Origin of the sequence: Ensifer adhaerens (assembly GCF_002007205.1) — a bacterium.
GTDB classification, from domain to species: Bacteria; Pseudomonadota; Alphaproteobacteria; order Rhizobiales; family Rhizobiaceae; genus Ensifer; species Ensifer adhaerens_D.
The window spans coordinates 196715-223107 of the sequence record NZ_LAZS01000008.1; the positions used below are offsets into that span (position 1 = coordinate 196715).

Below are 26393 nucleotides of genomic sequence, written 5' to 3' on the forward strand. Positions count from 1 at the left end.
GAGCAAATCATGAATGCCGTTGCCCTCACCCGCTATCTCCCGGTTTCAGACCCGCAATGCTTCCTCGATGTCGACCTGCCGAAGCCGGAGCCCAAAGGGCATGACATCCTGGTCGCGGTTCACGCCGTCGCGGTCAATCCGGTGGACGTCAAGATGCGGGCGCCGAAGGACAAGGTCGAGGAAACGCCGCGCGTGCTCGGCTGGGATGCGAGCGGCGTGGTCGAAGCGGTCGGTCCCGACGCGACACTGTTCAAGCCCGGCGACCACGTCTACTACGCCGGCGATCTGACGCGACCCGGCTCCAATCAGCAATTCCAGCTGGTCGACGAGCGCATCGTCGGCCGCAAGCCGAAGTCGCTAGGCTTCGCCGAAGCGGCTGCGCTGCCACTAACAACGATCACCGCCTATGAAGCCTTCTTCGATCGGCTCCGCATCGACCGCGACGGCGCCGATCGCGGCCAGTCGATCCTGATCGTCGGCGGCGCCGGCGGCGTCGGCTCGATCGGCATTCAGCTTGCCAAGCGCGCGGGGCTGACTGTCATCGCCACCGCCTCGCGGCCGGAAACCATCGCCTGGGTCAAGGAACTCGGCGCCGACCATGTCGTCAGCCACCGCGAACCGCTGGTCGCGCAGGTCAAGGCGCTCGGCTTTCCCCATGTCGGCCACATCGCGATCTTCAACGACATGCGCCATTGGGCCGACGCGGTCGAGCTGATCCGGCCGCAAGGGGGCATCGTCTCCATCGACAACACCGACGTGCCGATGCCGATGGCCGGGATGAAGACCAAGGCGGCGAGCCTGCACTGGGAGTTCATGTTCGCACGGCCGATGCATCAGACGCCCGACATGATCGAACAGCACCGCCTGCTCTCCTTCGTCGCCGACGAAATCGACGCCGGACGGCTTAAGACGACGCTTGCCGAGGTGCTGTCGCCGATCAATGCGGCGAACCTGCGCGAAGCGCATCGGCGGATCGAGACCGGGGCCGCCAAGGGCAAGATCGTCATCGAGCGCTTTGACGGCTGAGCGCTCCGGCTATCGATCTAAGCGAAATCGCTTGCCGCGACATAGATTGCGGCAAGCGCCTCGAAACCGGCCTGGTCTTCGGCATCGAACCCCCTGGCGTGGGGCTGTCGAGATCGAGCACGCCGAGCACCTTGCCGTCCGTCACCAGCGGCACGACGAGTTCCGAGCGGGACGCCGCATCGCAGGCGATATGCCCCCGATACGCATGGCCGTCGGGAACCAGCATCGTCTGCCGTTGTGCGACGGCAGCAACGCAAACGCCTCTGCCAACCGGGATGCGCACGCAGGCGACCTTGGCGATGACCCTACTCACAGCAATAGCATCAAGGCTGATCCCGAATGAAATTGCGATCGCGGCATGAAATCGATATATCCATATGAACATATCGAATCCGCAGGCCGCCGCCCTTTCAAGCCAATTCCTCACAGCCGCCCGAGACCGCCCGAACAGGCACCGCCTTACTGGCGCGACAAGAGCCCGCGTGAAACGCCCGCAGACAATGCAAGGAGGATGCCCGTGCCCTACGAACTCATCGTCTCCCAGGGACGGATCGCCGACCGAACACCGGGAGCGATCCCGGGCGCGGCCATGACGGCGGAAGCGCTCGGCAAACAGACCGGGCTGCAACCGACCGTTATCGGCACCCCGTCACCGGCAAAGGAAGACGATTGGTCGACCAGCCTGCCTGAGGCCGGGGAGACCCTGGCCGGCCTGCAGGCGGCGATCGCCGCAACGCTCCAGCGCGGCAACAAGCCGCTCCTCGTCGCCAACACCTGCTCGGCAAGCCTTGCGACACTGCCAGTCGTCGCGCGGGAATGCCCGGATGCGATCCTGCTCTGGATCGATGCCCACGGCGACTTCAACACGCCACAGACCACCGAAAGCGGCTATCTCGGCGGCATGGTTCTTTCCGCCGCCTGCGGGCTCTGGGAGAGCGGGCACGGCAGCGGACTGAACCCGGCCCAGGTCGTCATCGTCGGCGCGCGCGACATCGATCCAGCCGAGACGGCTCTCTTGCAGCAGGCAGGCGTACATACCCTTTCGCCCGCCGCGGCGCCGCCGGAAGCCATTCTGTCGCTGATCGGGGATAAACCCGCCTGGATCCATGTCGATTGGGACGTGCTCGAGCCGAACCATGTGCCTGCCGCCTATGCCATCAACGATGGCCTCGATCCGCAGGCCTTGCGCGCTATCTTCGCGGCGATCCCGCAACAGCAGATCGCCGGCATCGAACTGGCCGAGTTCGAGGCGTCTCACGACGCGGCAAAAGACGCGGCCGCGATCGAATGCCTGCTCGGCATCATCGAACCGTTGTTGGAAAGGCGCTGAGCGGCGGCCGTTCGCCGGCGCCTCGTCACCCGTCCGTTTCCGGATCGGCCTTCACTCTTGTGATGATCTCGCCGAGCACCAGATGCAACGCGTCGCGGTAGCCGTTGCGGGCCGAAGGTCCGCTTTCGGCCGAGGTCATCACGACGGTCAGATCGAGGCTCGGCACGATGTAGAGCATCTGGCCGCCATAGCCCCAGGCGAAATGCACCTCTTCGCCGGCGACCTGGCGCTCGAACCAGCCGTAACCGTACTCGTCGCCAGAGAAGCGCGAATTGGTGCGATGCTGCCAGGAGGCGGCGATCCATTCCGGCGACACCAGTTGCCGGCCGGACGTCGTCCGGCCGCCGTTACGGTAGAGTTCGCCGAAGGCAAGCAGGGAACGGGTGCTCATCGCCATCTGATTGCCGCCGAGATAGATGCCTTGCGGGTCGCGATCCCAGGCCCCGATGCGGAAGCCCTCGAGCGGGCCGAGCCAGTCGCGGGCCAGCGCCAGCGTCGATCGGCCACTGACCTTCGTCAGGATTGCCGAGAGCAGATGGGTGGAGGCGGTGGAATAGAGCATCTGACCGCCCGGATCGCCGTCGAAAGGTTGGGCAAGCGCCGTGCGCACCCAGTTCCGGCTGGCAACCCATCGGCCGTAATTCGGCCCCGAGAGACGACCGAGCCCGGCCTGCATCGACAGCAGATGACCGATGGTGATGTCGTTGATGCGCGGATCGGGCGACGCCGGCAGGTCGGCTTTGAGGATCGGGGCGATCTTCTGGTCCGGCCCTTCCAGCAGCCTTTTGTCGATCGCGATCCCGACCAGCGCCGAGATGATCGATTTCGATGCGGACTTGATGTTCGTGGAGTCCGTCGCGCGGTTGCCGCGATAGCCGCGCTCGGCAAGGATCCTGCCGTCGCGCGAAACGATCACCGTCTTCAGCGGATCAAGCTCCTGCCGCGAGGCCAGGTCGTCCAGCAAACCCGAGACCGGCGCCGGTGCCTGGGCGGCGGCCGGCAAGGCGAAAAGCGTCAAGGCGACGAGTGCCAGGGCGGCGATCCGGGCAAAGAGTGCGGCGGCAAATCTGGTCATGATCAGCATCTAAGACGGTCCGACGCCGCCGTCATCCACTGCACGGCCATCTCACGGCGATTTGACAGCCGGGTGAACGCCAGCGCCGGCGCTGATCTCAGTCCGCCGGCCCTCTTGCAAAGGCCTCGACGAAGCGCGTCAGACCCTGCCTGACGAAATCCGTGACGGGCGTTTGCGGATCGAAACTCCACCAGAGCAGTGATCCCTGCCATTGTGATGCCATGAGCAGACCGAGCCCCGGGCTCGCGCCCGGCAGACCGGCAAGGCACTCGTCGAGCACGCCCGAGAGCACGTCGCGCCATCGGGCGCCGCGGGCGCGAAGCAAGGGATCGCGCAGGTCTTCCCGGAGGATCCTGAGGTCGTCGGCATAGGATTCAATACCGCCATAATCGCCCGAGAGGCCGACGAGCAGGGCAATGGCACCCTCTGGCGTGCGCGGCACCGTCGCCACCAGCTCCGCCGTTTGCCGGTCGAGCCCGTCCCAGGCCTGGATGAGCGCCCGCTGGATCAAGGTCGACTTGTTTTCGAAGCGCTGCACCAGCGTGGCGCCGGAAAGGCCGGTGCTTGCGGCGAGCGCCGCGAAGGTCAGGCCGTCGGGGCCGTGCGCGCGCATCAGCGCGAATGCGGCCGCCAGCACTTCTTCGTCTGGCACGGTTTTTGGGCGAGGCATCTTGACTCTCATTTATAACCGAACAATCATTTATATATCACGACATCCAGGAAACGCCAGTTGATGGACGGCCAGGAAGGAGAAAAATCATGACGCTCGAAGGGAAAGTCGCCCTCGTCGCCGGCGCGACACGCGGCGGCGGGCGTGGCATCGCCACAGAACTCGGCGCCGCCGGCGCCACCGTCTACGTGACCGGCCGCACCACACGCCAGCAGCAATCCGACTATCGGCGGCCCGAGACGATCGAGGAAACGGCCGAGATCGTCACCGGCCTCGGCGGCAAGGGCATTGCCGTTCAGGTCGACCATCTGCAGCCGACGCAAGTCAAGGCGCTCGTCGACCGCATCCGCGCCGACCAGGGACGGCTGGATATTCTCATCAACGACGTCTGGGGCGGCGAGTTGCTGTTCGAATGGAACAAGTCGGTCTGGGAGCACAATCTCAAAAATGGCTTGAAGCTGCTCCGCCTCGGCGTCGACACGCACCTGATCACCGCCCATTACGCCCTGCCGCTGATGATCGAGAAGCCGGGCGGGCTTTTGGTCGAGGTCACCGACGGCACCGCCGAATACAATGCCGAGAACTATCGCTTGTCGCCCTTCTACGACCTTGCCAAGGTTTCGGCCAACCGCATGGCCTGGGCGCACGCCAAGGATCTGGCCCCGCACGGCGCGACCTCGGTTTCGATTACGCCCGGCTGGATGCGCTCGGAGATGATGCTCGAGCATTACGAGGTCGGCGAGGACAACTGGCAGGACGCCACGAAGAACCAGCCGCATTTCGTCATTTCGGAAACACCCCGTTTCGTCGGCCGCGCCATCGCAGCCCTTGCGGCCGATCCGGACAAGGCCCGCTGGAACGGCCAGTCGCTGTCGAGCGGCGGGCTGGCGCAGGTCTATGGCTTCACCGATCTCGACGGCTCGAAGCCCGATTGCTGGCGCTACATGCGCGAGGTGATGGAGGCCAACAAGCCGGCCGACGCCACCGGCTATCGCTAGGGCGATGCCGCCAGCAACTCGTCACCGGCAAACTTGAAACGGCGGGCCGCCTCCTATAGGTCGGTGTTTCAGGCAACCCAAGCGCCGCCGCCTATCCGGATGCGGCAGCGCTATCGAGTGTGATTGAACATGGCATCGCGGGATCGTTATTCGAGAAAGCTGGAATGCGCCAAGTGCGGAGCTGCGGGCTTTGCCGAAGCGTCGGAAAACGACAAAGGCAAGGGCAGCAATCGCGGCTTCCTCATCGACGTGATGCCCAAGGGCTTCTCGACCGAACGCAACTCTCCCGACCCCGCCAAGCACATGGTCCGCTGCCGCTGCGGCAACGTTTTTGCCTTCAAGCAGAAGACCGTCTACGCGCCCGGCAGCGAGCCGCGGGACTGACGCACGGGAACATTCCGGGCGCGCGTGTTGAGAAAAAATTCACCATATTGTCTCAACATCGACCCAATCGGCGGGCAGTCATGGCGGCGCGCGTTCAAGTATTGTTGATCGCGAGCGCCAGGGGCAAAGGCTTGCAGCCAGGGCTGTCACCGCTTAATCGCTGAACTCAATGCCGAACCGAACTGCGTCGAACGCACCCGGCCGGCACACACGCCACACGAAGGACGCTTGGTGGCGGAAGCATTTCCAGGAGCCCGCATGCGGCGCGAGACGATTGAGAGCCCTTCTTCCGAAACGCCTTGGGCTGGCGGGATTTTCGCGCAGGTGCGGCGGATGCGGCATGCGCTTACCATCGGCGCGATGGCTCTGGCGCTGTCCGGCTGCATGGCGCTCGACGACGTGCGCGCGCCGCCACCGATCCCGGCAAAACTGATCGCCGCCATGGCCAAGAACGGCAGCAAGCCGGAAAGCCCGGTGCTGATCCGCATTTTCAAGCAGGAAAGCGAGCTCGAGGTCTGGAAACAGAACAGCCGAGGCCAGTACGCCCTCCTGAAGACCTATCCCATGTGCCGCTGGTCCGGAAAGCTCGGCCCGAAGATGAAATCCGGCGACCGCCAGGCGCCGGAAGGCTTCTACCATGTCTCGGCAGGCATGCTGAACCCGAAGTCGCAGTATTTCCTGTCGTTCAATCTCGGCTATCCCAACCGGCTGGAATCGGCGCTCGGCTATACCGGCGAAGCGCTGATGGTGCATGGCGCCTGCTCGTCTTCCGGCTGCTACGCCATGACCGACCAGGGCGTCGGCGAAATCTATGCCGTCGTTCAGCGCGCGCTCGCTGGCGGCCAGGGCACGTTCCAGGTGCAGGCCTATCCCTTCCGCATGACGGCCGAGAACATGGCCAAGCACCGCGGCGACCCGAACTTCGACTTCTGGAAGAACATCAAGCAGGGCTACGACATCTTCGAGGCGACGAAACGCCAGCCGAAGGTCGCCGCCTGCGGACGCCGCTACGTCTTCAACACGGACTTTGCCGACGGCGAACCGTCCGATCCGCTCGCAGCCTGCCCCCCGGCGATCACGACGCCCGATGCCGGGCTGGTGGCGCGCCTGCAATCGGAAGACGCAAAGCTCGCCGGCATGATGGCCAACCAGACGTCGGCGCCGCTCAACGCCTATGTTGACGGCGGCATGCATCCGAGCTTCCGGACACTCCTTGAGAAAAACGGCGCCGAAAAGCTGGCCGCCAAGATCTCGGGAACTAAGTATCCTATCAGCCGACCCGAAGCGGCGCTGGCGGACCCCTACGCCGGCCTGTGATCGTTCCGTCGGCTGGCGACGCACAATTGACTTAAAGGGTCGGTTGCATCGCCGGTAGCGAATAGAGGACGATCGAGGTTTACATGCCCGAAAAAGAGATCCGCCGCCGCGCCTTCCTGCAGCTTTCCGCCGGGTTGGCGGCCGCTGGTCTCGCCGGCTGCGCCTCGCCGCGGCCGACGGTGACGCGTTCCTATGCGCCGGAACCGGTTCCCGAGGCCAACACGTTCCTTGCCGACATGTACGGCGAGAAACCGAACGAACCCTATCCGCTGCCGGCCATTCCCTACGATAAGATCGATCCGCGCTTCTACCGCCAGATGGTCGCAGACCCGACCGGCGAGAAGCCGGGAACGCTGGTCGTCGACGTCGGCAACCACTTTCTCTACAGGGTCTATGAAGGCGGCCAGGCGATGCGCTACGGCGTCGGTCTCGGGCGCGCCGGTTTCGCCTGGGCGGGTCGCGGAGTCATCCAGTACAAGCGCGAATGGCCGCGCTGGAAACCGCCGAACGAGATGGTGGCGCGCCAGCCCGAGCTGCAGCAATTCAGCATCGAAGCGGGTGGCATGGATCCCGGCCTTAAGAACCCGCTCGGCGCCCGCGCCATGTACATTTTCCAGAACGGCGAAGACACGCTCTATCGTATTCACGGCTCGCCGGAATGGTGGACGATCGGCAAGTCGGTGTCTTCGGGCTGCGTCCGCATGATCAACCAGGATGTCGTCGATCTCTACAACCGCGTGCCGAACGGCACGCCAATCGTCGTCACCGACCTCTCGGGCGGCGGCATGGTGCAATCGCAGCCAATGCCGGGCGCGCAGCCTTTGCCCGACTCGCAGCCGTTGCCGGACTCGCAGCCGCTGCCGCGCTCGCCGGACTATATGCTGATGGGACCAGACGGATTGCCGCTGCCTCAGCCGCTTTGAGGCAAACCGTCCGGCGAGAGCGTGAAAATTACGCCAGTGTGTCGCCCGTCACAGGACGAGCAGCGGCGTCTTGCCTCGGACCCGATCGTAAAGATCGATCGCATCCTGCTGCAGCATGCGCACGCAGCCGGCCGACGCGTTCTTGCCGATCGAGCGCCACTGTGGCGAACCGTGGATGCGGTAGAGCGTGTCCTGGCCATCCTGGAAAATGTACATGGCGCGAGCGCCGAGCGGGTTGTCGAGGCCTGGATCCATGCCGCCGGCATCGATGCCGTATTTCTTGAGGTGCGGCTGGCGCGCGACCATGTCGTCCGGCACCGTCCAGCGCGGCCACTTGCGCTTCCATTGCACCACGGCCCGCCCCTTCCAGGCGCGGCCGGCTGCACCAAGGCCGACGCCGTAACGGATGGCGCGCCCACCCGGCAGGACGTAGTAGAGGAACATCGTCTGGGTATCGACGACGATCGAATAGGGCGGCTCGTTGGTGGCATAGGCCACTTCCTGGCGCAGGAACTGCGGCTTGATCTCCGTGTGCTGGATGCCCGGAACGTCGTAGCCCTCGTCCTTCACCGGCGCGTAGATCCTGGCGTAGTCGAAGGTCTTCGTCGGCACGCCCGCCGCATCCGCCGCCTTTTCCGGCGAGCCGCCGTCACGGGAGATCGGTTCGATCAGCTTCGGCTTCGGTTCGGGTTTCGGGATCTGCGTGCAGGCGCTCAAGACGGAACTGGCGATCACCGCGAGCAGCGACCGGCGGGACAAATTCATCGACACTTTATACTATTCCAGGGTTGGAGATTTCGGTTGGGAGGGTCCGAAGGGAGGCCCAAGGCTGTTGGGCCGAACCGTGACCGAAATGTGGTGAAAATCTTTCTTTGGCGTGGATCGCTTGCGCGAGGCGGTACTCGTTGTCGAAGTGTTGCAGAATTCCCGCGCTGCCTCCGTTGGCCATCCTATCCGATGGCCAGGTCGCCCTTGCTCGGATCCGGAATGACGATGATGGTGCTGCCGTCGCGGACCTGATCGTAGAGATAGACGACGTCCTGGTTGATGAGGCGGATGCAGCCCGAAGAGACCGCCTTGCCGATCGAGTGCGCCTCGGGACTGCCATGGATGCGGTAGAGCGTGTCCTTGCCGTCCTTGTGGATGTAGAGCGCCCGCGCGCCGAGCGGGTTCTTGATACCGGGAGGCATGCCGCCGTTGGCGATGCTGTAGGGGGCGAGCTTCGGCTGACGCGCGACCATCTCGTCGGGCGGCGTCCAGCGCGGCCACTGGCGCTTGTAGGCGACGATCGCGCGGCCCGACCAGGCAAAGCCCTCGCGCCCGACGCCGATGCCATAGCGCATCGCGCGCCCACCCGGCAGTACGTGATAGAGATACTTCGCCGGCGTATCGACGATCAGCGTGCCGGGCCGCTCGCTGGTCGGATAATCCACCTCCTGCCGCCAGAACTTCGGATCGACCTCGGCGATCTTCACATCGGGGATCGGAAACTGTTCGTCGGGCATGGCGTAGTACATCGGCGGCACCGTCGGCCCGGCTGCGGGACGAACGGGCGTCGCAGCCACCGGCACCACCGCGGGCGTCGGGCGCGCGGTCGCGCAGCCGGTGACGAACAGCGAGGCTGCGCCGACGAAAAGGCTGCGGCGGGTGAGCGCGATGCCGGTCTTGTGATCGGTCGTGGAGGAAGAAAGCTCGTTTGCTTCGGTCATATCGGGCATTCAACGATTCGTTTGTTGCAATGCCGTCGCAGAGGGAAGTCCTACCTTAAGGCTGCCTTAAGGGAGCGATTTAACAGTCCGGCTCTCAAAAATGTGAGGAAAAGCAATGCGAGTCCTGATCGTCGAAGACGACGATATCCTGCGTGACGGCCTGAAGGTCGGCCTGGCGCTGGCCGGCTTTACCAGCGATGCCGTCGGCACCTGCGATGCGGCCGCGACGGCGCTTGCCGCCAACGGCTTCGACGCGGTCGTGCTCGACCTGATGCTGCCGGACGGCTCCGGCCTCGATATTCTCAGGGACCTGCGCGCCAGGCAGAACGACGTTCCCGTGCTTCTGTTGACCGCGCGCGACACGGTGCGCGACCGCGTCGCCGGGCTCGACACCGGCGCCGACGACTATCTCGGCAAACCCTTCGACCTCGACGAGGTCGCCGCGCGGCTGCGGGCGCTGGCACGACGCTCCAGCGGCCGCGCGAGCGCCGGGCTCGAATGGTCGACGCTGAAACTCGATCCGGCAAGGCAATCGGTGGAGCAGGCCGGCAAGCCGGTGCAACTGTCGCGGCGCGAATACTCCATCCTGCATACGCTGATGTCGCATCCGGGCGTCATCTTCTCCAAGGCCAAACTCGAGGACAAGCTCTACGGCTGGCAGGAGGAAATCGAGAGCAATGCCGTCGAGGTGCACATCCACCACCTGCGCAACAAGCTCGGCCCGGGGCTGATCGAAACCATCCGGGGGATCGGCTACCGGCTGGGCGGGGCCGGCTGATGCAATCGCTGCGCACACGGCTTTTCGCCATCCTCCTGATCACGACCGGCCTCTTATGGCTGTCGGCCACCGTCTGGATCTTCCTCAGCACCCGCGCCGAAGTCGAACGCGTGCTCGACGCGCGGCTGATGGAGGCCGCACGCATGGTGAATTCGCTGATCGTCAGCCCCGACATGATGAAGGAAGAGGGCGACGGCGACACCGGCCGCCCGGCGCAGAGCGCGATCAAGATCCCGCTGCTCGAACATCCGCATTACGACCGCCAGCTCTCCTGCCAGATCTGGTCGCTGGACGGCACCCTGATCGGCAAGTCGGACAGTGCACCCGACATGACCCTTGCGCCGCATGCGACGGGCTTCTCGGAAACCGTCATCAACGGCGAGACCTGGCGGGTCTTTGCGGTGGAGAATGCGAGCCTCGGGGTGCGCGTGCTGGTCGGCGACAACCTGCGCATCCGCGACCGACTGGTCAACGACCTGGTCAAGGGGCTGCTGCTGCCGGCGCTGCTGATCATTCCGCTTCTGGCCGTGTTGATCTGGCTCAGCGTCGGGCGCGGGCTGGCGCCGCTCAGGAAACTTGCGGGCGACCTTGCAGCGCGCGAGGCCTCGGATCTGCACGCGATAGAGGATACCGGCACGACCCGCGAGATCAGCCCGGTGCTGAAGTCGCTGAACGGCCTCTTCGCCCGTGTCGCCGGCGCCCGCGAGCGCGAACAGAACTTCATCGCCTTTGCCGCCCACGAGCTGCGCACGCCACTGGCCGGCCTCAAGACGCAGGCGCAGGTGGCGCTCGCCAGCGACGACGGCGAGATCCGCGAGAAGGCGCTCGGCCAGATCGTCGCCGGGGTCGACCGGACCGGCAAGCTGGTGCGGCAACTGCTTGACATCGCCTCGGTCGAAGCCTCAGAGAGCGCCCGGCCCGCGGCCGGCTTCGATGTCGGCGAGACGCTGGCCAACCTCAGGACCGAGCTCGCCGGCCAGGCACATCGCGTCGATGTTGTCATCAACGGGCCGATGTTCGGCCTCAGGATCAGCATGGATCCGGACCTCTTCCGGCTCGCGGCGCGCAACCTCTTGGAAAACGCCATCAACCATTCGCCATCAGGCGCAACGGTCTGCTGCCGCACCGAGAGGCGAGACCGGCATCTGGTGATCGCGATCGACGACGAGGGCCCCGGCATCCCCGAGGAGGAGATGCCGCGTGTGACCGAGCGTTTCTTCCGCGGCCGGTTCAAGGCGGCGGCCGGCAGCGGCCTGGGCTTGAGCATCGTCGAGCGGGCGCTCGATCGCACCGGCGCCGAGCTCGAGCTGTGCAACCGGGAGAGTGGCGGCCTGTCCGCCCGCATCGTGCTGCCGCTGGCCCTCGTCGAAGCCGCCACAAGGGCGCAAGTCTAGCTCAAAAGGAGGCGTTGACCTCACGCTCAGGAGTGACACGCTATTGCTCTGCCTCACGCCGCCACCCCCGCGAAAGCAGGGGCGGCCCGACGAACCGAAGGAGGGTGTCATGGCAGCAAACGGTAGCCATTCGGGAAAGTGCTTCTGCGGCGCAGTCGAGATCGAAGTGAGCGGCGATCCCGCCGCCATGGGCTTCTGTCACTGCAGCTCCTGCCGCAGCTGGTCGGCGGGACCGGTCAACGCGTTTACGCTCTGGCCGCCGGAGAAGGTGCGGATCGTCAAGGGCGCGGACAATCTCGTCGGCTATCAGAAGACGGCGACGAGCGTGCGCAAATGGTGCAAGGCCTGCGGCGGACATCTCATGACCGAGCATCCGCTGTGGGGCGTCACCGACGTCTTTGCCGCGGCAATCCCGTCGCTTGCCTTCAAGCCGGCGCTGCACGTCAACTATCAGGAGACGGTGCTGCCGATGAAGGACGGCCTGCCGAAATATCGCGACTTCCCGCCGGCCTTCGGCGGAACGGGCGAGATGATGGCGGAATGAGCGCACCTTTCTGAAACGGCGCAGTTCCGGAACCGCTTCGCGCATTTCCGGGGATCGGCTTCTCCTGGTCCGCAATTCCGGACGGAAAACCGCTGCGCACTTTTCCTGGAATTGCTTTACCCCTGCACGCCGCCGGCGAGATAGTGCTGGAGCGCCGTGCGGGTATTGACGAACAGGCGGTCTGGACCGAGCTGATCGGCAAAGCCCGATGCGCGCACATAGGCAAGCACGTCCGGGTTCAGTTCGGCCAGCCAGACGGTGACGCCGTGTTCGCTGATGCGGCGCTCGCCCTCCATCATCATCTGCAGCGCCGAATATTCGATGTCGAAAACCCGGCTCATGTCGAGCACGAGGACCCTGGGCTTCTGTTTTGCGACCAGCATCTGCGCCTGGTCCGCCACCTGCTGGGCATTGCCAAAAAAGAGCCGCCCCTCCGGCCGGAGGATCAAGAGCCCCTCGAAGGTCTCGTCATCGGGGTGCTCGGGCGAGAGCGGTCGCAGCCGATCGGTGCCGCGCTTGCGACCGACGACATAGACCTTCGCCGAGGCCGCCTGGCGCGCTAGCCCGATGAAGGACAGCACGATCGCCACGATGATGCCCTGCAACGTGCCGAAAAACAGCACGCCGAGAAAGGCGGCCAGCGCCCAGTGAAACTCCATCAGCCGGACCTTGCGGACGGAGAGGAAATCCGCCGGCTTGATGAGCCCGATCGAGTAAACGATGACGATCGCGGCAAGGACGGCCTGCGGCAGCAGGCCGAGCAACGGCGCGAGCACCAGCATGGTCGCAGCCGCTGCCGCCGCGGTGACCAGCGACGCCACCTGGCTGTGGCCGCCGACCGCCCGCACCACGGCGGTTTGCGACGTGCCGCCGCCGGCGCTCATGGCGCCGAAGAAGGCGCCCCCGAAATTCGCGGCGCCCGTCGCCAGCAATTCGCGGTTCGCCCGGATCGGCGGATCGGACGGCGCGGCGAAAGCCCGGCCGGCGGCAATGGTCTCGGTGAAACTCATCAACGCGATGCCGAGCGCGCCCGGCAGGAGTTCCTGGACAAGACCCAGGCTCGGAAGCGTCAGCGAAGGCAGCGCCTGCGGGATGAAGCCGACGGTGGAAACACCGAGTGCTTCGAGACCGGCAAGCCAGGAAAGTGCGATGCCCGCGGCCACCGCCAGAAGCGGCGCCGGCGAATGCGGCCAGAGCCGCTCCATCGCGAGCAGCGCCACCAGCGCCGCTACGGCAATCGCAAGCGTGAGCATCGAGGTCTCGGACAGGTGGCCGGCGATGCTGAGGATGTCGCGGAAGAAACCTTCCTTGGTGATGTGAATGCCGAGCAGCTTCGGCACCTGATCAAGCACGATGACAAGGCCGATACCAGCCTTGAAACCGATCAGCACCGGCGACGAGATGAAATTGGCGACGAAGCCGAAACGCAACAGCGACGCGAGGAACAGAAGCGCGCCCGTGAGCGCCGTCAGCGTCGCAGTCGCCGTCAAGAGCTTGGCGGGATCGCCATCCGGCACGGCAAGGCCGAGCTGCGTGCCGGCGAGGATCGCAAGCGTGGTGGTCGACGAGACGCTGAGAACGCGCGACGTGCCGAGAAGCGCGTAGATGATCATCGGCACGAAGGCGGTGTAGAGACCGACGCTGACGGGCAGGCCGGCGACCGTAGCATAGGCCATGGCCTTGGGCAGAACCACGGCGGCGGCCGTGAGACCTGCAATCAGATCCAGCCGGAAACCCGCGGACAGACCGCGTCCGCCGCCGGCAAGCGAATGCTCATGCGATGCCATCCGGATGTCCTTCGGCAAGAGCTTTCATGAGATTATTCTAAAGCGATAGCACTCGGCCAATGCCGTGGCAAGGAACCAGAGACCGCCATCGCGCGCCGCTTTCCGGCGGGCAAAACAGACGCTGGCAGGCCGCCATACAGAAGGCTATCGTGAGTGCCGCGGGCTGCGTCGAGAGGGGATCTCGACGGCGGGGAGCGAGCCGGCACCGGCCACCACGGATAGGTGGGGATGGTGTGGCGCGCGCGAGGGAGGATTGCGTGACGGAATCTCATCGCAGACGGCAGACGAAGCGGATGCGGCGCCTGTTCTTTTCCAATCTCTACCGGCAGCTTCAGCTGCTCTGGCCGATCTTCTCCGCGATCCTGATCGTGATGGCAGCATCCGGCGTCGTCATCGGCCGCATCGAGGACTGGCGGCTCGACGAAGCGCTTTACTTCACCTTCGTCACCGGGCTGACGATCGGCTACGGCGATCTCACGCCCAAGCATTTGAGCGCCCGTATCCTGGCCATGGTGATCGGCTTTTCCGGCATCGTGCTGACCGGCCTCGTCGCGGCCGTCACCGTGCAGGCGCTGAATGCGACCGGCAGGGATGATGCGGACGATCGCTGAGAGAGCGGACAGGCAAGGCTTGCCTGCCCCCGGCGCATGCTTCCGCGGTTCAGCCGGCCACGAACCGGCCTTCGGATACAATCTGCGACAGCGCCTTGCGCGGGCTTGGCTGTTCGCGCTGCTGCAGCGCTTGCGGAAGCAGCGCCTTGTCGCCGAGGCGCCCGATCGCGACGGCCGCTTCGATGCGGTAGTTCTCGGGTACGTCTAGCTCGGTTCGGGCGCGCTCGTAGTCGAGGCCGGCCATGCCGTGCGCCTGCCAGCCGGAATGGGCGGCCTGCAGCGCCAGTGCGCCCCAGGCAGCACCCGCATCGAAGGAATGGGTGTAGGACGGCACTTCTTCGCTGGCCCCCGGCGGCAGCAGCGAAGTCTTCGACAGCACGAAGATCAGCGCCGAGGCTTCCGCCGCCCAGCTCCGGTTGAAATCGTTGAGCAGGCCAAGCAGCTTCTCCCAGCCTTCGCTGCCGCGGCGCGCATAGACGAAATGCCATGGCTGGGCGTTGTAGGCCGATGGCGCCCAGCGGGCAGCCTCGAGGATCTCGAACAGCTCGGGCTCGGAAATTTTGGCACCCGAATAGGCGCGCGGGGACCAGCGCTCGAGGAAAAGCGGATTGATCGCATAATCCGCGACGCGGGAATTCACATGCAAGGTCATGGGGATGATCCATTCTTCGACGGCGTGCTGCCGTCATCAGGCGCAATCGTTGGCAGGGTAGTCATTGGCCGCCTGGTCACTGGCGGCCGAAGCCCTGATAGCGGTCGCAACGGCTTCTCAAGGTCGAGATCTCCTCGGAGAGCTCGGCAATGCGATCCTTGAGTTCACCGGCCGTGCCGTCCTCGAAATCGTCGAAACCGAAACAGTCGCGCGCCTCGTGCAGCTCCAACCGGCCCTGCAGGACCTCGCGGATAGCACTCAAACGCTCATATTGCCGCAGCATGCTCATCATGGACCTCATCTCAGGCAGCCAGCGCAAACCTGCGTTGACCGAATACCACCGAGATTATCCACTTAAATAGTAGATTAAAGGAATTCTGACCCAAAGAGCGGGCGGGTCGTGGAAAACTGCTCCGCCGAGGCGACGACGCTGCGTCGCAGGCGTTGGAAGACCCGAGCGATGGAAGGCTCGCCCGGGTCTTCAGAAATCAATTGGCCGGGAACTCGTTGCCGTCTGGGCGGTTGCCGTCGAGAAAGCCCATATCCCGCTTCAGGTGATCCGACAGATCCCTGACGTCGACGACGTCGGCCGCCCGGTTCTTCCGCGCGAACAAGTGCGCCAGCCAGGAACCGGCGGAAAAATCGTTTGTCGACGAAAAACTACGTACTTGAATGGTTGTCATAGCCGTCATCCTCTTCATCAATCCGTCTAATGGACGGACCTTGAAAATGGTGATGAACGGCCTCACCTTCCAATCGAATATCGATCATCATGCATAAGGCCATTTAATGCATAAGACACTTCCGCTCCCACCATTGACGGCGATACGCGTCTTCGAGGCGGTTGCCAGGCATGGAAGTTTCACCAATGCCGCAAGCGAACTCGGCATGACGCAGGCCGCGGTGAGCTATCAGATCAAGGTGCTCGAGGATCGGATTGGCGCGCCCCTGTTCCTGCGCCGTCCGCGCCAGATCGCCCTCACCGAGGTCGGGCAACGGCTGGCACCCGCGGTCACGCAGGTCTTCGAGCAGTTGAGCGAAGCCTATGTTGCGGCCCGCGGCGGGGCCCAGGGAACGCTGGTCATCAGCACGATTGCGACCTTCGCGTCCAACTGGCTGGCGCGGCGCCTCGGCTCGTTCCAGATCGCCCACCCCTCGCTTGCCGTCCGCCTACAGACGGAACCGCACCTCGTCGACTTCAGCCGCGAGGAGGTCGATATCGGCATCCGCTCGGGCCGCGGCGACTGGACTGGGCTTGTGGCCCATCGGCTGATCAACGCCGACTTCGCACCGATGCTGAGCCCGGGCCTTGCGGCCAGCATCGGCGGCGTGAAGGAACCTGCCGACCTCCTGCGGCTGCCGCTTCTCGACCCCGGCGACCCCTGGTGGGCGCGGTGGTTTGCCGCCGCCAACGTACCGGTGGAGGGGCTTGCAAGCCGGCCCGGCGCCAGCATGGGCGCGCAGGTCTATGAGGGAAATGCGGCGACCGCCGGACAGGGCGTGGCAATCCTGACACCAGCCTTCTTTGCCGCGGAACTCGCCGACGGGCGCCTGATCCAGCCCTTTGATCTCCTCTGCGACGACAGCCTGGCCTATTGGATGGTCTATCCGGAAGGCCGGCGCAATTCGCCGAAGATCAGCGCCTTCCGCCAATGGATCCTTAGCGAACTCGGCCATTCGCAACGCTGAGACCTGCTGCCCGATCCGGGCGAGCTTGTGCCTCAACCGCCCCGGAAATTTCATCGGTTCCGGAACCCTTGGGCCTTTCGGGGAGTTGCACCCCCGAAGCGACCAGAGCGAGGGAATGCGGGAGCGACCATGGAAAGCGAGCCGACGGAACAGGTCCGTTCAGCCACCGAGACCGCCTGGTGGACCGTACATCGCGGCGATGGCCCGATCGTCGGCACGGCGATCCACAACGGGCATGCGATGCGCAGCGATACCCGTGCGCTCTCGGCGCTGACGGACGAGGCAAGGCTGCGCGAGGAGGATCCGTTCACGGAGTTCATCATCCGGGATCTTGCCAATCGCATCGTCGTTCACAGGTCCCGCTTCGAGGTCGATCTCAACCGCGCCCGTACCGGCGCCGTCTATCTCCAGCCCGCGCAGGCCTGGGGCCTTTCCGTCTGGCGGGAACACCCGCCGGCAGCCATGATCGAGGCCTCCCTTGCCGTGCATGACGAATACTACGCCATGCTGCATTCCATGCTGGCGGCAATCGAGCGTCGCCACGGGCGCTTCGTCGTGCTCGACGTGCACAGCTACAACCACCGCCGCCAGGGGCCGGAGGCGGCGCCCGCGGCCACTGACGAAGCCCCGGAAATCAATATCGGCACCTCCTCGATGGACCGGCTCAAATGGGCCGGCGTCGTCGATACGCTGATATCGGCGCTCGGCGCCGCCGATATCGGTGGCCGGCCGCTGGATGTGCGCGAGAACATCGCCTTTCAGGGACGCGGCGAGCAGACGCGCTTCATCCACGAGCATTTCCCCGAGACCGGCTGTGCGATCGCGATCGAGTTCAAGAAGACCTTCATGGACGAATGGACCGGCAAGCCGGATATCGAGGCGCTGCGGGCCCTGCGGGCGCTGGTCTCTTCCCTCGTCCCGGTGCTGACCGAAGCACTGGCGAGGCAGCGATGACGGAGGAAAAAGCGATGCCTGGCAACCCCGCCCCGGCGTGGCTCGATGAAGGCATTGCGCGGCTGACGGACGGCCGCGCCGTGCGACAGGATTTCGGTGACGGCGGGCGGTTGCACATCGACCGTCTCGTTCCCTTCCTCTGCGTGCAGATCGCTTGCGACCACCAGCAGCCGGTGGCACGCGACATCGCCCAGGCGAACGCCGCCTATCTGCTTTCGCCCGACATCGACACCGCCGCCGCGATCATCGAACGCGTCGGGAGGGTAATCGAGCAACGCCTCGGCTTTTTCATCGTGCTCGAATTCGGCGAGCTCGAAAGCGACGATCCGCCGGCCAAGGACGCGCCCTTCCTGCCGCCCTTCCTGATCGAGGTCGTCGCCGGCGCACGGGCCGCCGAGCAGGTCGCCGCCAAGGCATTGATCGAGACGGCGGCGACGATCGAAGGAAAGTTTCGCACGCCACATGTGACGCTCGTCGAGCGCCCGCCGGCGACGACGACAGGCCGGAAGGCCCTGGCACTCGACTACCCGCACCTCACCGTGCGTTTCGCGCCGATCTATTGCGAACCGGGCACGCGCCGCATCTATCCGCAACTGCGCGAGCGGCTGGTCGCGAGCGTCTTCGATGCAGGGCTCAGGGCCGTCGCCGCCTTCGCCCGCGCCAAGTCCGACAATTTTCGGCTGCCGACACACCGCGCCTTCGGGCGCAAGGCCTTCGTCGATGCCGTCGTGCGCGCCGACCGCGGCATCGACGAAATCGCCTCGAGCTTCGACTTCCTGCTGGCGGTGACGCCGATCAACGCCGAAACCGCCTGGACGGAGTTTGCCTCGGGCGGCTTTTCCAAAAGCCCGCGGCTCTACTACCGGCCGCTGACGCTGCAGATCGAAACGGCCAAGCGAAAGCTCTTCTCGCTCAACTTCGAACATCTCGAAGACCCGCTGCTTTACGCCCTTTATCGGGAGAAACAGCAGGAGGTCGACCTGCAGCTTTCGATGATTTCGGCGCGGGAGACCCGCAAGTTCGTCGAGTTCGGCCGCGCGCTCTACGGCCCGGTGGAGGACACGCTTCACGACGCCGCTTCCGACATCCTTGCGCGTACCGCGCCCGATCGCGACGCGCCGTCGTCAGCCGCAGAAAGGCGCGACTGCGACTACATAAGGGAGCGCGCCCAGGCGATGATCTCGGCCTATCGGCGCCAGTCGGCCGACTTTTCCGCCTCCGTCGACATTCGTGACGACCTGCCGGCCGGCCTGCTCGTCTCGCGCGGTCAGCTGCTGATCGCGAGAAGCTCCGCGCTCGACGCCGATCGCGTCGAGGCGCTGCTCAACCACGAGATCGGCGTGCATCTCTTGACCTATTTCAACGGCTCGGCCCAGGGGCTCCGGATCCTTCGCTCCGGGCTTGCCGGTTACGAAGGCATGCAGGAGGGACTTGCCGTCTTTGCCGAGTACTTGAGCGCCGGCATGACCGCAGACCGGCTGCGCGTGCTTGCCGCCAGGGTCGCCGGCTGCGCGGCCATGCTCGACGGCGCGCCGTTTCCGCAGGCCTATCGGCTGCTCGTCGACGGCCACGGCTTCGCCGCCGCCGAGGCCTTCAACATCACGCTGCGGATCTACCGCGGCGGCGGGCTGGTCAAGGATGCGATCTACCTGCGCGGCCTGCTGCAGCTCCTCGATCATCTCGCCGACGGCGGCAGTCTCGAACCGTTCTGGATGGGCAAGATCGCCGCCTCGCATTTCGGCGCCATCGAGGAGCTGAGCCTGCGCGGGCTTCTTGGTGCCCCGGCACTCCGCCCTATCTTTCTCGATGAGGTCAAAGCGCGCGACCGACTTCAGCGAGCCCAAAGGGGACTTTCCCCGCTCGACTTGATCGCAGAGTAGGAGACCGGATGCGCATTGTCTTTCTCGTCAACTCCATCGAAGGCGAAGAGACGTTCTATGCGACGACTTCACTCGCGCTCGCAGCCGTCGCTCGCGGCCATGAAATCGTCTACGTCACGCCGGGCGATTTCGTTCTGACACCCGATGGCCGCCTGATCCTCCATGCGCTGTCTCTGGGAACGGCAAGGCCGCGCAAGGCGGAAACCTTCATTGCGGCGCTGCGAGGCGAGGCGACGCGGCGCGAGGTGCTGGACATTGCGGAGATCCAGGTTCTCTTTCTGCGCAACGACCCCTCCGAGGACGTCGGCATCCGCCCCTGGGCCACCCAGGCCGGCATCATTTTCGGGCGGCTCGCCGCCGAGCGTGGCGCAATCGTCGTCAACGATCCCGACGGGCTGGCGGCGGCGCAGAACAAGCTCTATTTGCAGGGCTTTCCCGAGGTCGTCCGTCCGACCACGCTGATCACGAGACACATGGAGGAGATCAGATCCTTCGTCGATGCGCATCCCGAAGGCGTCATCCTGAAGCCGCTGCAGGGCTCCGGCGGCAAGAATGTCTTCAAGGTCAGTTCCAGCCATGAGACGAACCTCAACCAGATCTTCGAGGCGGTCAGCGAAGGAGGCTACGTGATCGCGCAGGAGTATCTGCCGGCAGCGACCGAGGGCGACGTCCGCCTGTTCCTGATGAACGGCCGCCCCCTCAAGCGCGGCGATACCTACGCCGCCGTGCGGCGCGTTCCAGCCGAAGGCGAACTGCGCTCCAACATGCATGTCAACGGCAGGCCCGCCGCCGCCGTCATCACCCCGGCGATGCTCGCCGTCGCCGAGCAGATGCGCCCCAAGCTGGTGCGCGACGGCATGTTCCTGGTCGGCCTCGACGTGGTCGGCGACAAGCTGGTGGAGGTCAACGTCTTCACGCCCGGCGCCCTGCCCGAGATCGCCGAGCTGACCTCGATCGATTTCAGCGAGGACATCGTCGCCGAGCTCGAACGGAAGGTCGAGATAAGGCGGGCCAATGATGGCGTGCTTTCCAATCGAGAGCTTGCGACCCTTTGATTGGCGGCCCCGCCGCGGATTGATCCTCAAGGTGGCTCTCACCCGGCGACGGTCTCGTGCCAGTGGCTGGCCGGCGGCACCACGCCCTTGGTGAAGAGGAAGCTACCGAAGCGGCGCGCCTCGCCCGTCACGATGACACAATAGGCGTGCTTCGCTTCCTCGTGGAAGGCGAAACGCTCGATCGCATACATCTTCGAAAGAGAACCATCCGCGCGCACCACCTCGGCCTGCACCTCGCGCTGGACCTCTGGCAGCTCGCCCGCCTCCCCGTCCGGCGTCAGCCGCGCCGCCGAAGGCTGTAGCGGCGTGTCGAGCGGCATGACGGAAAGAATGGCGCGCACCGCACGCGCGGCCGAGACATTCGCAATGTGAAGCGGCAGACCGAGCCGGGTATGGCGCGCGATCGTGTCGGCAGGAAAATTCGCGTCAACGATCGCGATCCGGTCGCCATGCCCCATTGAGCGCAGCGCATGCAGCACGTCGGCGTTCAGCGCCGGATCGATGTTCTTGAGCATCAGCCTAACCTTCCGCATTTGCCTCTGCGTGAAAACCAGGCCGCAGAGATCCCTGCGGGCGGGTCTATCGACCCGACCACCTTGTCCTTCACCGCATTTCGTCGGTTGCGGCGGGCGGCGATCCGCCCGCACGTGGCTCCCGGTCCTAGATGCCGGTCAGCCGCTCGCGATACTTGTCGATGATCACCGCGAGGATGATGACGACACCGGTGATCATCTGCCGCATGAAATCGCTGAGCCCGAACAGAATGAGGCCGTTGGCGAGAACCCCGGTGATGCAGGCGCCGAGCAGGGTGCCGATCACCGTGCCGCGGCCGCCGTTGAGGCTGGTGCCACCGATGATGACGGCGGCGATCGCGTTCAGCTCGAAGCCGATGCCGATGATCGGGCTCGCGATGTTGAGGCGGGCCATGTAGACCATGGCGGCGATGCCGACGAGCGCACCGGCAATCGTGAAGGCCGCCACTTTGTAGAACATCAGCGAATGGCCGGCGAGACGCACGGCCTCCTCGTTGTTGCCGATGCCATAGAGCAGCCGGCCGAACACCGTCTTCGACAGCACGAACCAGGCGATCGCGACGAGCAGCAGCGCGATCAGGAAGACGACGGGGATGCCGAAGATCATCTGCGAGCCGAAGGCGTTGAAGCTCGGCGGAAACGAATAGATCGTGCGTGCGTCCGTCACCTGCAGCGCGGCACCGCGGGCGATGTTCAGCATGCCAAGCGTGACGATGAAGGAGGGCAGCCCCCAGAAGGCGCTGATCCAGCCATTCAGGAAGCCACAGACGACGCCGGTGCCGACAGCGGCGAGCGTTGCCAGCGCCACGGCCTGGAACACCGAGAGATCGGGAATCGTCAACACCGTGCCGCCGACGACGGCGCAGAAGGCCAGCATCGAGCCGACGGAAAGATCAATGCCGCCGATCAGGATGACGAAGGTCATGCCGACGGCGAGGATCAGGTTGATGGTGATCTGCGTCAGGATGTTGGAGATGTTGTTGGCCGTCAGGAAGTGCTCGGTCGAGACCGAGAAGAAGACGATCAAAAGCAGGAGCGCCAGGCCGATGCCGGCATCGCGCAGGAGCACCTTTGGCGACCAGCCCGGCAGCTGGCGAGCATGGACGGTTTCGCCGGCTTGTGTCTTTTCGAGTGCTTGCATCTTACTGCCTCGCCTGTTGCTGCTCGCCCTGGTAGGCAAATTGCAGAATACGTTCTTCGGAGAATTCCGGCCGCGACAGCTCGCCGACGACACGGTGCTGCGACATCACGAGGATGCGGTCCGACAGGGTCATCAGTTCCGGCAGCTCCGACGAGACGACCAACAGCGCCAAGCCACGTTCAGCGAACTGGCGGATCAGGGCATAGATCTCGGCCTTGGCGCCGACGTCGACGCCGCGTGTCGGCTCGTCGAGCAGCAGTACCTTCGGATTGCGCGCCAGCCATTTGGCGAGCACCACCTTCTGCTGGTTGCCGCCCGAGAGCGTCGCGGCATTCTTGCCGGGTCCGCCATATTTCAGCTTGAGCTCGGCGCCGAGCCGTTCCGTCACTTCGATTTCCGCCTTCCTGTCGAGGATGCCGGCACGCGAGACGTCCGAGAGGGAGGCGAGCGTGACATTGGCCGAAATCGGCATGTTGAGGATCAGGCCTTCCTCCTTCCGGTCCTCGGTCACGAAGCCGATACCGGCATTGATCGCCTCGCGCGGCGAGCGGAAGGAGGTGGGTTTCCCCTCAAGGAAGAGCTCGCCGGAGAGCGGCCGTTGAGCGGCCGCGATCGCCCGCAGAAGCTCGGTGCGGCCGGAGCCGACAAGCCCGGCGATCCCCAGGATTTCGCCCTTGTGCAGGTGCAGTGAAATACCCTCGGCATGCGGCGATTGCGGCGGGCGAAACCGGGCAAGCGACAACGCCTGTGCCGGCCGAGCAAACGAGACCACTTCGCTCGCCATCTGCTGCTGCAGCTTGCGGCCCACCATGGCGCGCACAAGTTCGTCCTGATTGGTCTCGACGATCGGCCGCGAGAACACCGTCTCGCCGTTGCGCAGCACCGTCACCCGATCGCAGATGCGGAAGACCTCGTCGAGATGATGCGACACGAAGACGATCGAGACGCCGCGACGGCGAAGGTCGCTGACGATCTTGAACAGCCGCTCGGTTTCGCGCGACGTCAGTGTAGCCGTCGGTTCGTCGAGGATGAGAATACGGCTTTCCGTCATCAGCGCGCGCGCCACCTCGACCAACTGTCGGTGGGCGATGCCGAGGCGCGCGACCGGCCAGCGCACGTCGATGTCGCTGAGGCCGATCGCATCGAGTGCGGCCCGTGCGCCGGCATGCATCTCCTGCCGTCTGACAACGCCGAACGCATTGCGCGGCAGATGCTCGATGAAGATGTTCTCCGCCACCGACAGATGGGGCAGAAGGTTGAATTCCTGGTGCACCACCTGGAGACCGTTGGCCTTGGCCTCCCGGGGCGTCGTTGGTGCATAGGCGCGGCCTGCAAGATTGATTGCACCCTCGTCCGGACGTACGATACCGCAGAGAACCTTGATCAAAGTCGATTTGCCGGCACCGTTCTCGCCGATGAGGCCGTGCACTTCGCCCGGCTGAATGGAGAGGCTGACGCCGTTCAGAGCCTTGGTACCCCCAAAGGCCTTCTTAACATCATGCAGTTCCAGAACCGGCGGCATCGAAACGCCAGCCGCTTCCGCCTGCACGGTTTGCGTGTTCATCATGACCTGGCCCTTTTGAAACGCAGCAATTGCGCACGCAAGCCATTGGCCTGCGGCGAATGCTGTCCTTGCCGAAGCGCACCGGGCAGCGCCCGGTGCGCACGCGCGGTCTCTGGGTTATTTCACGTTGTCCTTGGTCACGAGCTCGATGTCGGTCTTCACCCAACCTTCGAGCTTGGGCCCGCCGGCCACGACTTCGAGCGCCTTGTCGATGGCGTTCGCCGCCATCTGCGAACCGAACTGGTCGACCGTCGCCAAAAGCTTGCCGTCCTTCAGCATCGGGGCGACCGCCGGCACATTGTCGAAGCCGACGACCTTGATGTCGTTGCGGCCAGCCGCGTCGAGCGCCTTGACGACACCGATCGCCATGGAATCGTTGGCGGCAAGCACACCCTGGATATCGGGATGCGCCGTCAGCATGGTCGAGAAGACGGAATTGGCCTCTTCCGTTTCCCAATGCGCCGTGCGGGAATCGAGAAGATCGAGCTTGCCTGCCGCGATCGCATCCTCGAAGCCGCGCTTGCGCTGCGCTGCATTGTCGGCGCCCGGATTGCCCTCGAGGATCACGACCTTAGCGCCGGCGCCGAGATCCTTGGCGAGCGCATCACCGACCATCTTGGCGCCGCCGCGATTGTCAGGGCCGACGAAGGCCAGATCGACGCCGGCATCCTTCTTTGCCTGCTCGTCGAGCGAAACGTCGAAATTGATGACGACAATGCCCGCATCCATCGCCTTCTTCAGCGGCGCGACCATGGCGCGGGAGTCGGCCGGCGCAATCACGATCGCGTCGACGCCCTGGGTGATGAAGTTCTCGACGCCGTTCAACTGGCTCTCGAAATCGGTCTCGTTCTGCATGCCGATGGCTTTGAGCTCGTAGTCGCCACGCTTCTGCGCATGCGCTTCGGCGCCTTCCAGCATGTTCTTGAAGAAGTCGTTCGCAAGCGACTTCATGACGAGGCCGACGACGGGTTTATCGGCAGCCATGGCAAGTGTCGGCAATGCGGTGGCAACGGTGAGTGCGACGATAGACGCATACAGGGAAAATTTCATGGGTTCTCCTCCGGTGAAAAGATGGTCCTCCAACCACCAATGAAACGTTTCATCGCATGTGCATGCGTGGTCCGCTTCGGCCTTTAAGAGATAGAAAGGCGGTATCGCTGTCAATATGAAACGTTTCATCACTTGCGAAATTTGTGCTGGAAGCCGCTACCGGTTCGCGGCATTCTCTGATTTAAGAGGAAGGCCAGCTGCCGTCGGACAGACCCGCGGTCGCTGGCGTAAGACTTTGATCCGTTGCATGATTTTCCCTCCTGATCGATGCAGCGAACGTGATAGGGAGCCGACCGTTTGAACCCGACGATCAAGGATGTTGCCCAGCGCGCCGGGGTGTCCGTCGGCACGGTTTCGCGTGTGCTTGCCAAGAACAAGACGGTGAGCGAGGACATCAGGGCGAAGGTCGAAGCGACGATCGACGCGATCGGCTACCGGCCGAACATTCTCGGTCGCAGCCTCCGGCTCGCCAAGACCGACATTATCGGCCTCGTCGTGCCTGACATCACCAACCCCTTCTTTGCCGAGCTTGCCAAACAGGTGGAGATGTTGGCTTCCGCCGAGGGCTACTCGGTGCTGCTTGCCAACACCCATGACGACCCGGACGCCGAGAAGCAGCAGATCGAAACCCTGCTCGGACGGTTGCCGGCCGGGCTGATCCTCGTTCCCGTCAGCAACAGCCTCGCCGATGGGTTGGCGTCGCGCACGCGCACAGTGACCGTCGACCGGCCCTTGAGCGGCCATGCGCTCGTCTCCGTCGACAACCGTCAGGGCGGTTATCTCGCCGCGGACCACCTGCTTTCGCTCGGCCATCGTCGGCTCGGCTATATCAGCGGTCCGGGCACGACCGAAGTCTCCGGCGAGCGCCGCGGCGGTTTCGTTCAACGGCTCGCGGAATTCCGGAAGAGCCACCCAGGCGACTACGTTCCGCCGCAGATCGTCGAAGGGCACTTCGACTACCGCTCAGGCGAAGAACTTGGTAAGCAGCTGCTGACGCAGCCCGAAAAAAGTCGCCCGACGGCGATCGCCACTGCCAGCGACCAGCAGGCAATCGGCCTGCTGCGCGCCGCCGACGACATGGGGCTTCGGGTCCCGAACGACCTTTCGATCGTCGGCTTCGACGACATTCCGCTGGCCTCGCTGGTGCTGCCGCGGCTCACAACCATTCGCCAGCCGATCGACGAGATCGCCCGGCTCGCGCTCGAAGGCGTGCTCGGCAGCCATGCGCTGCAGGAGGAATACAAGCTGCAGCCAATGCTGATGAAACGCGGCTCCTGCGCCGCGCCCTCAACACCCTGACATCACGGCGCGCGCCCCACGTTACGGAGT

At 64.7% G+C, this 26393-nt stretch carries 27 protein-coding genes and 1 pseudogene; 15 read left to right on the top strand and 13 right to left on the bottom strand.

Translation table 11 applies throughout. The features are described from left to right. Positions 1-9: 9 nt before the first annotated feature. Entirely contained in the window at positions 10-1026 is a 1017-nt protein-coding gene (locus tag XB14_RS19195) for a zinc-binding alcohol dehydrogenase family protein (protein ID WP_077963199.1), read from the top strand. Between the two features lie 17 nt (positions 1027-1043). Here XB14_RS19195 and XB14_RS33855 read toward each other — a convergent pair. Next, positions 1044-1411 (bottom strand): annotated as a pseudogene (locus tag XB14_RS33855) (GAF domain-containing protein). A gap of 132 nt (positions 1412-1543) precedes the next feature. On the opposite strand from XB14_RS33855, the gene XB14_RS19205 reads away from it, so the two are divergent. After that, complete coding sequence (locus tag XB14_RS19205) at positions 1544-2356, top strand: arginase family protein (RefSeq protein WP_234804084.1); 813 nt, start codon at positions 1544-1546, stop codon at positions 2354-2356. Between the two features lie 25 nt (positions 2357-2381). On the opposite strand, the gene XB14_RS19210 is transcribed toward XB14_RS19205, so the two are convergent. Continuing rightward, positions 2382-3431, bottom strand: coding sequence for a serine hydrolase domain-containing protein (locus XB14_RS19210; RefSeq protein WP_077963505.1), 1050 nt, complete (start codon positions 3429-3431; stop codon positions 2382-2384). Positions 3432-3528: 97 nt separating this feature from the next. Beyond that, the gene (locus tag XB14_RS19215; RefSeq protein WP_077963201.1) at positions 3529-4101 is read right to left on the bottom strand and encodes a TetR/AcrR family transcriptional regulator; all 573 of its coding nucleotides are present in this window, start codon (positions 4099-4101) and stop codon (positions 3529-3531) included. A gap of 89 nt (positions 4102-4190) precedes the next feature. On the opposite strand from XB14_RS19215, the gene XB14_RS19220 reads away from it, so the two are divergent. From XB14_RS19220 to XB14_RS33290, 4 genes are all read left to right on the top strand, one after another. Next, a complete protein-coding gene (locus tag XB14_RS19220; RefSeq protein ID WP_077963202.1) occupies positions 4191-5099 on the top strand; it encodes an SDR family oxidoreductase in 909 nt (302 codons plus the stop codon). A 129-nt stretch (positions 5100-5228) separates the two neighbouring features. Then, positions 5229-5483: a hypothetical protein gene (locus tag XB14_RS19225; RefSeq protein ID WP_077963203.1), complete on the top strand. Its 255-nt coding sequence runs from the start codon at positions 5229-5231 to the stop codon at positions 5481-5483. A gap of 333 nt (positions 5484-5816) precedes the next feature. After that, entirely contained in the window at positions 5817-6800 is a 984-nt protein-coding gene (locus tag XB14_RS19230) for a L,D-transpeptidase family protein (RefSeq protein WP_077963506.1), read from the top strand. Positions 6801-6883: 83 nt separating this feature from the next. Next, positions 6884-7723: a L,D-transpeptidase gene (locus XB14_RS33290; RefSeq protein WP_077963204.1), complete on the top strand. Its 840-nt coding sequence runs from the start codon at positions 6884-6886 to the stop codon at positions 7721-7723. A gap of 48 nt (positions 7724-7771) precedes the next feature. Here the strand turns inward: XB14_RS33290 and XB14_RS19240 are convergent, their stop codons facing one another. Both XB14_RS19240 and XB14_RS19245 read right to left on the bottom strand, forming a co-directional pair. After that, entirely contained in the window at positions 7772-8488 is a 717-nt protein-coding gene (locus XB14_RS19240; RefSeq protein ID WP_077963205.1) for a L,D-transpeptidase, read from the bottom strand. 185 nt (positions 8489-8673) lie between these two features. Then, complete coding sequence (locus XB14_RS19245) at positions 8674-9432, bottom strand: L,D-transpeptidase (protein ID WP_077963206.1); 759 nt, start codon at positions 9430-9432, stop codon at positions 8674-8676. Positions 9433-9547: 115 nt separating this feature from the next. Between XB14_RS19245 and XB14_RS19250 the strand changes: the two genes are divergently transcribed. The 3 genes from XB14_RS19250 (at position 9548) to XB14_RS19260 (ending at position 12148) form a co-directional block, all read left to right on the top strand. Then, complete coding sequence (locus XB14_RS19250; RefSeq protein ID WP_077963207.1) at positions 9548-10210, top strand: response regulator transcription factor; 663 nt, start codon at positions 9548-9550, stop codon at positions 10208-10210. Beyond that, positions 10210-11604, top strand: a complete 1395-nt coding sequence (locus tag XB14_RS19255) for an ATP-binding protein (RefSeq protein ID WP_077963208.1) — start codon at positions 10210-10212, stop codon at positions 11602-11604. The genes XB14_RS19250 and XB14_RS19255 overlap by 1 nt, the downstream gene beginning before the upstream one ends. Before the next feature lie 109 nt (positions 11605-11713). Further along, positions 11714-12148, top strand: a complete 435-nt coding sequence (locus tag XB14_RS19260; RefSeq protein WP_077963209.1) for a GFA family protein — start codon at positions 11714-11716, stop codon at positions 12146-12148. A gap of 116 nt (positions 12149-12264) precedes the next feature. On the opposite strand, the gene XB14_RS19265 is transcribed toward XB14_RS19260, so the two are convergent. Then, positions 12265-13935 carry a SulP family inorganic anion transporter gene (locus XB14_RS19265; protein WP_077963507.1) on the bottom strand — a complete coding sequence of 557 codons (1671 nt, stop codon included), beginning with the start codon at positions 13933-13935 and terminating at the stop codon, positions 12265-12267. Positions 13936-14228: 293 nt separating this feature from the next. Between XB14_RS19265 and XB14_RS19270 the strand changes: the two genes are divergently transcribed. Beyond that, positions 14229-14546 (top strand): potassium channel family protein, encoded by a 318-nt coding sequence (locus XB14_RS19270; RefSeq protein ID WP_077963210.1) that lies wholly within the window; start codon positions 14229-14231, stop codon positions 14544-14546. A 49-nt stretch (positions 14547-14595) separates the two neighbouring features. Here XB14_RS19270 and XB14_RS19275 read toward each other — a convergent pair whose 3' ends face one another. The 3 genes from XB14_RS19275 to XB14_RS19285 form a co-directional block, all read right to left on the bottom strand. Continuing rightward, positions 14596-15198 carry a nitroreductase family protein gene (locus tag XB14_RS19275; protein WP_077963211.1) on the bottom strand — a complete coding sequence of 201 codons (603 nt, stop codon included), beginning with the start codon at positions 15196-15198 and terminating at the stop codon, positions 14596-14598. A gap of 76 nt (positions 15199-15274) precedes the next feature. Next, positions 15275-15490, bottom strand: coding sequence for a hypothetical protein (locus tag XB14_RS19280; RefSeq protein WP_327326763.1), 216 nt, complete (start codon positions 15488-15490; stop codon positions 15275-15277). A 196-nt stretch (positions 15491-15686) separates the two neighbouring features. After that, entirely contained in the window at positions 15687-15881 is a 195-nt protein-coding gene (locus XB14_RS19285; protein ID WP_077963212.1) for a hypothetical protein, read from the bottom strand. A gap of 106 nt (positions 15882-15987) precedes the next feature. Between XB14_RS19285 and XB14_RS19290 the strand changes: the two genes are divergently transcribed. From XB14_RS19290 to XB14_RS19305, 4 genes are all read left to right on the top strand, one after another. Continuing rightward, entirely contained in the window at positions 15988-16887 is a 900-nt protein-coding gene (locus tag XB14_RS19290; protein ID WP_077963213.1) for a LysR substrate-binding domain-containing protein, read from the top strand. A gap of 129 nt (positions 16888-17016) precedes the next feature. Continuing rightward, the gene (locus tag XB14_RS19295; protein WP_077963214.1) at positions 17017-17841 is read left to right on the top strand and encodes an N-formylglutamate amidohydrolase; all 825 of its coding nucleotides are present in this window, start codon (positions 17017-17019) and stop codon (positions 17839-17841) included. 14 nt (positions 17842-17855) lie between these two features. Continuing rightward, entirely contained in the window at positions 17856-19721 is a 1866-nt protein-coding gene (locus XB14_RS19300; protein WP_234804085.1) for a flavohemoglobin expression-modulating QEGLA motif protein, read from the top strand. Positions 19722-19729: 8 nt separating this feature from the next. Further along, positions 19730-20776: a glutathione synthetase gene (locus XB14_RS19305; protein WP_077963216.1), complete on the top strand. Its 1047-nt coding sequence runs from the start codon at positions 19730-19732 to the stop codon at positions 20774-20776. 38 nt (positions 20777-20814) lie between these two features. On the opposite strand, the gene XB14_RS19310 is transcribed toward XB14_RS19305, so the two are convergent. The 4 genes from XB14_RS19310 to XB14_RS19325 form a co-directional block, all read right to left on the bottom strand. Beyond that, positions 20815-21291, bottom strand: coding sequence for an RbsD/FucU family protein (locus tag XB14_RS19310; protein WP_077963217.1), 477 nt, complete (start codon positions 21289-21291; stop codon positions 20815-20817). 145 nt (positions 21292-21436) lie between these two features. Then, on the bottom strand, positions 21437-22450 hold the full coding sequence (locus tag XB14_RS19315; protein WP_077963218.1) for an ABC transporter permease: 1014 nt from the start codon (positions 22448-22450) through the stop codon (positions 21437-21439). 1 nt (position 22451) lies between these two features. Beyond that, complete coding sequence (locus XB14_RS19320) at positions 22452-24014, bottom strand: sugar ABC transporter ATP-binding protein (RefSeq protein ID WP_077963509.1); 1563 nt, start codon at positions 24012-24014, stop codon at positions 22452-22454. 117 nt (positions 24015-24131) lie between these two features. Further along, positions 24132-25064, bottom strand: a complete 933-nt coding sequence (locus XB14_RS19325; RefSeq protein WP_077963219.1) for a sugar ABC transporter substrate-binding protein — start codon at positions 25062-25064, stop codon at positions 24132-24134. A gap of 297 nt (positions 25065-25361) precedes the next feature. On the opposite strand from XB14_RS19325, the gene XB14_RS19330 reads away from it, so the two are divergent. Further along, positions 25362-26363 carry a LacI family DNA-binding transcriptional regulator gene (locus XB14_RS19330; RefSeq protein WP_077963220.1) on the top strand — a complete coding sequence of 334 codons (1002 nt, stop codon included), beginning with the start codon at positions 25362-25364 and terminating at the stop codon, positions 26361-26363. The last annotated feature ends 30 nt before the right edge of the window (positions 26364-26393 follow it).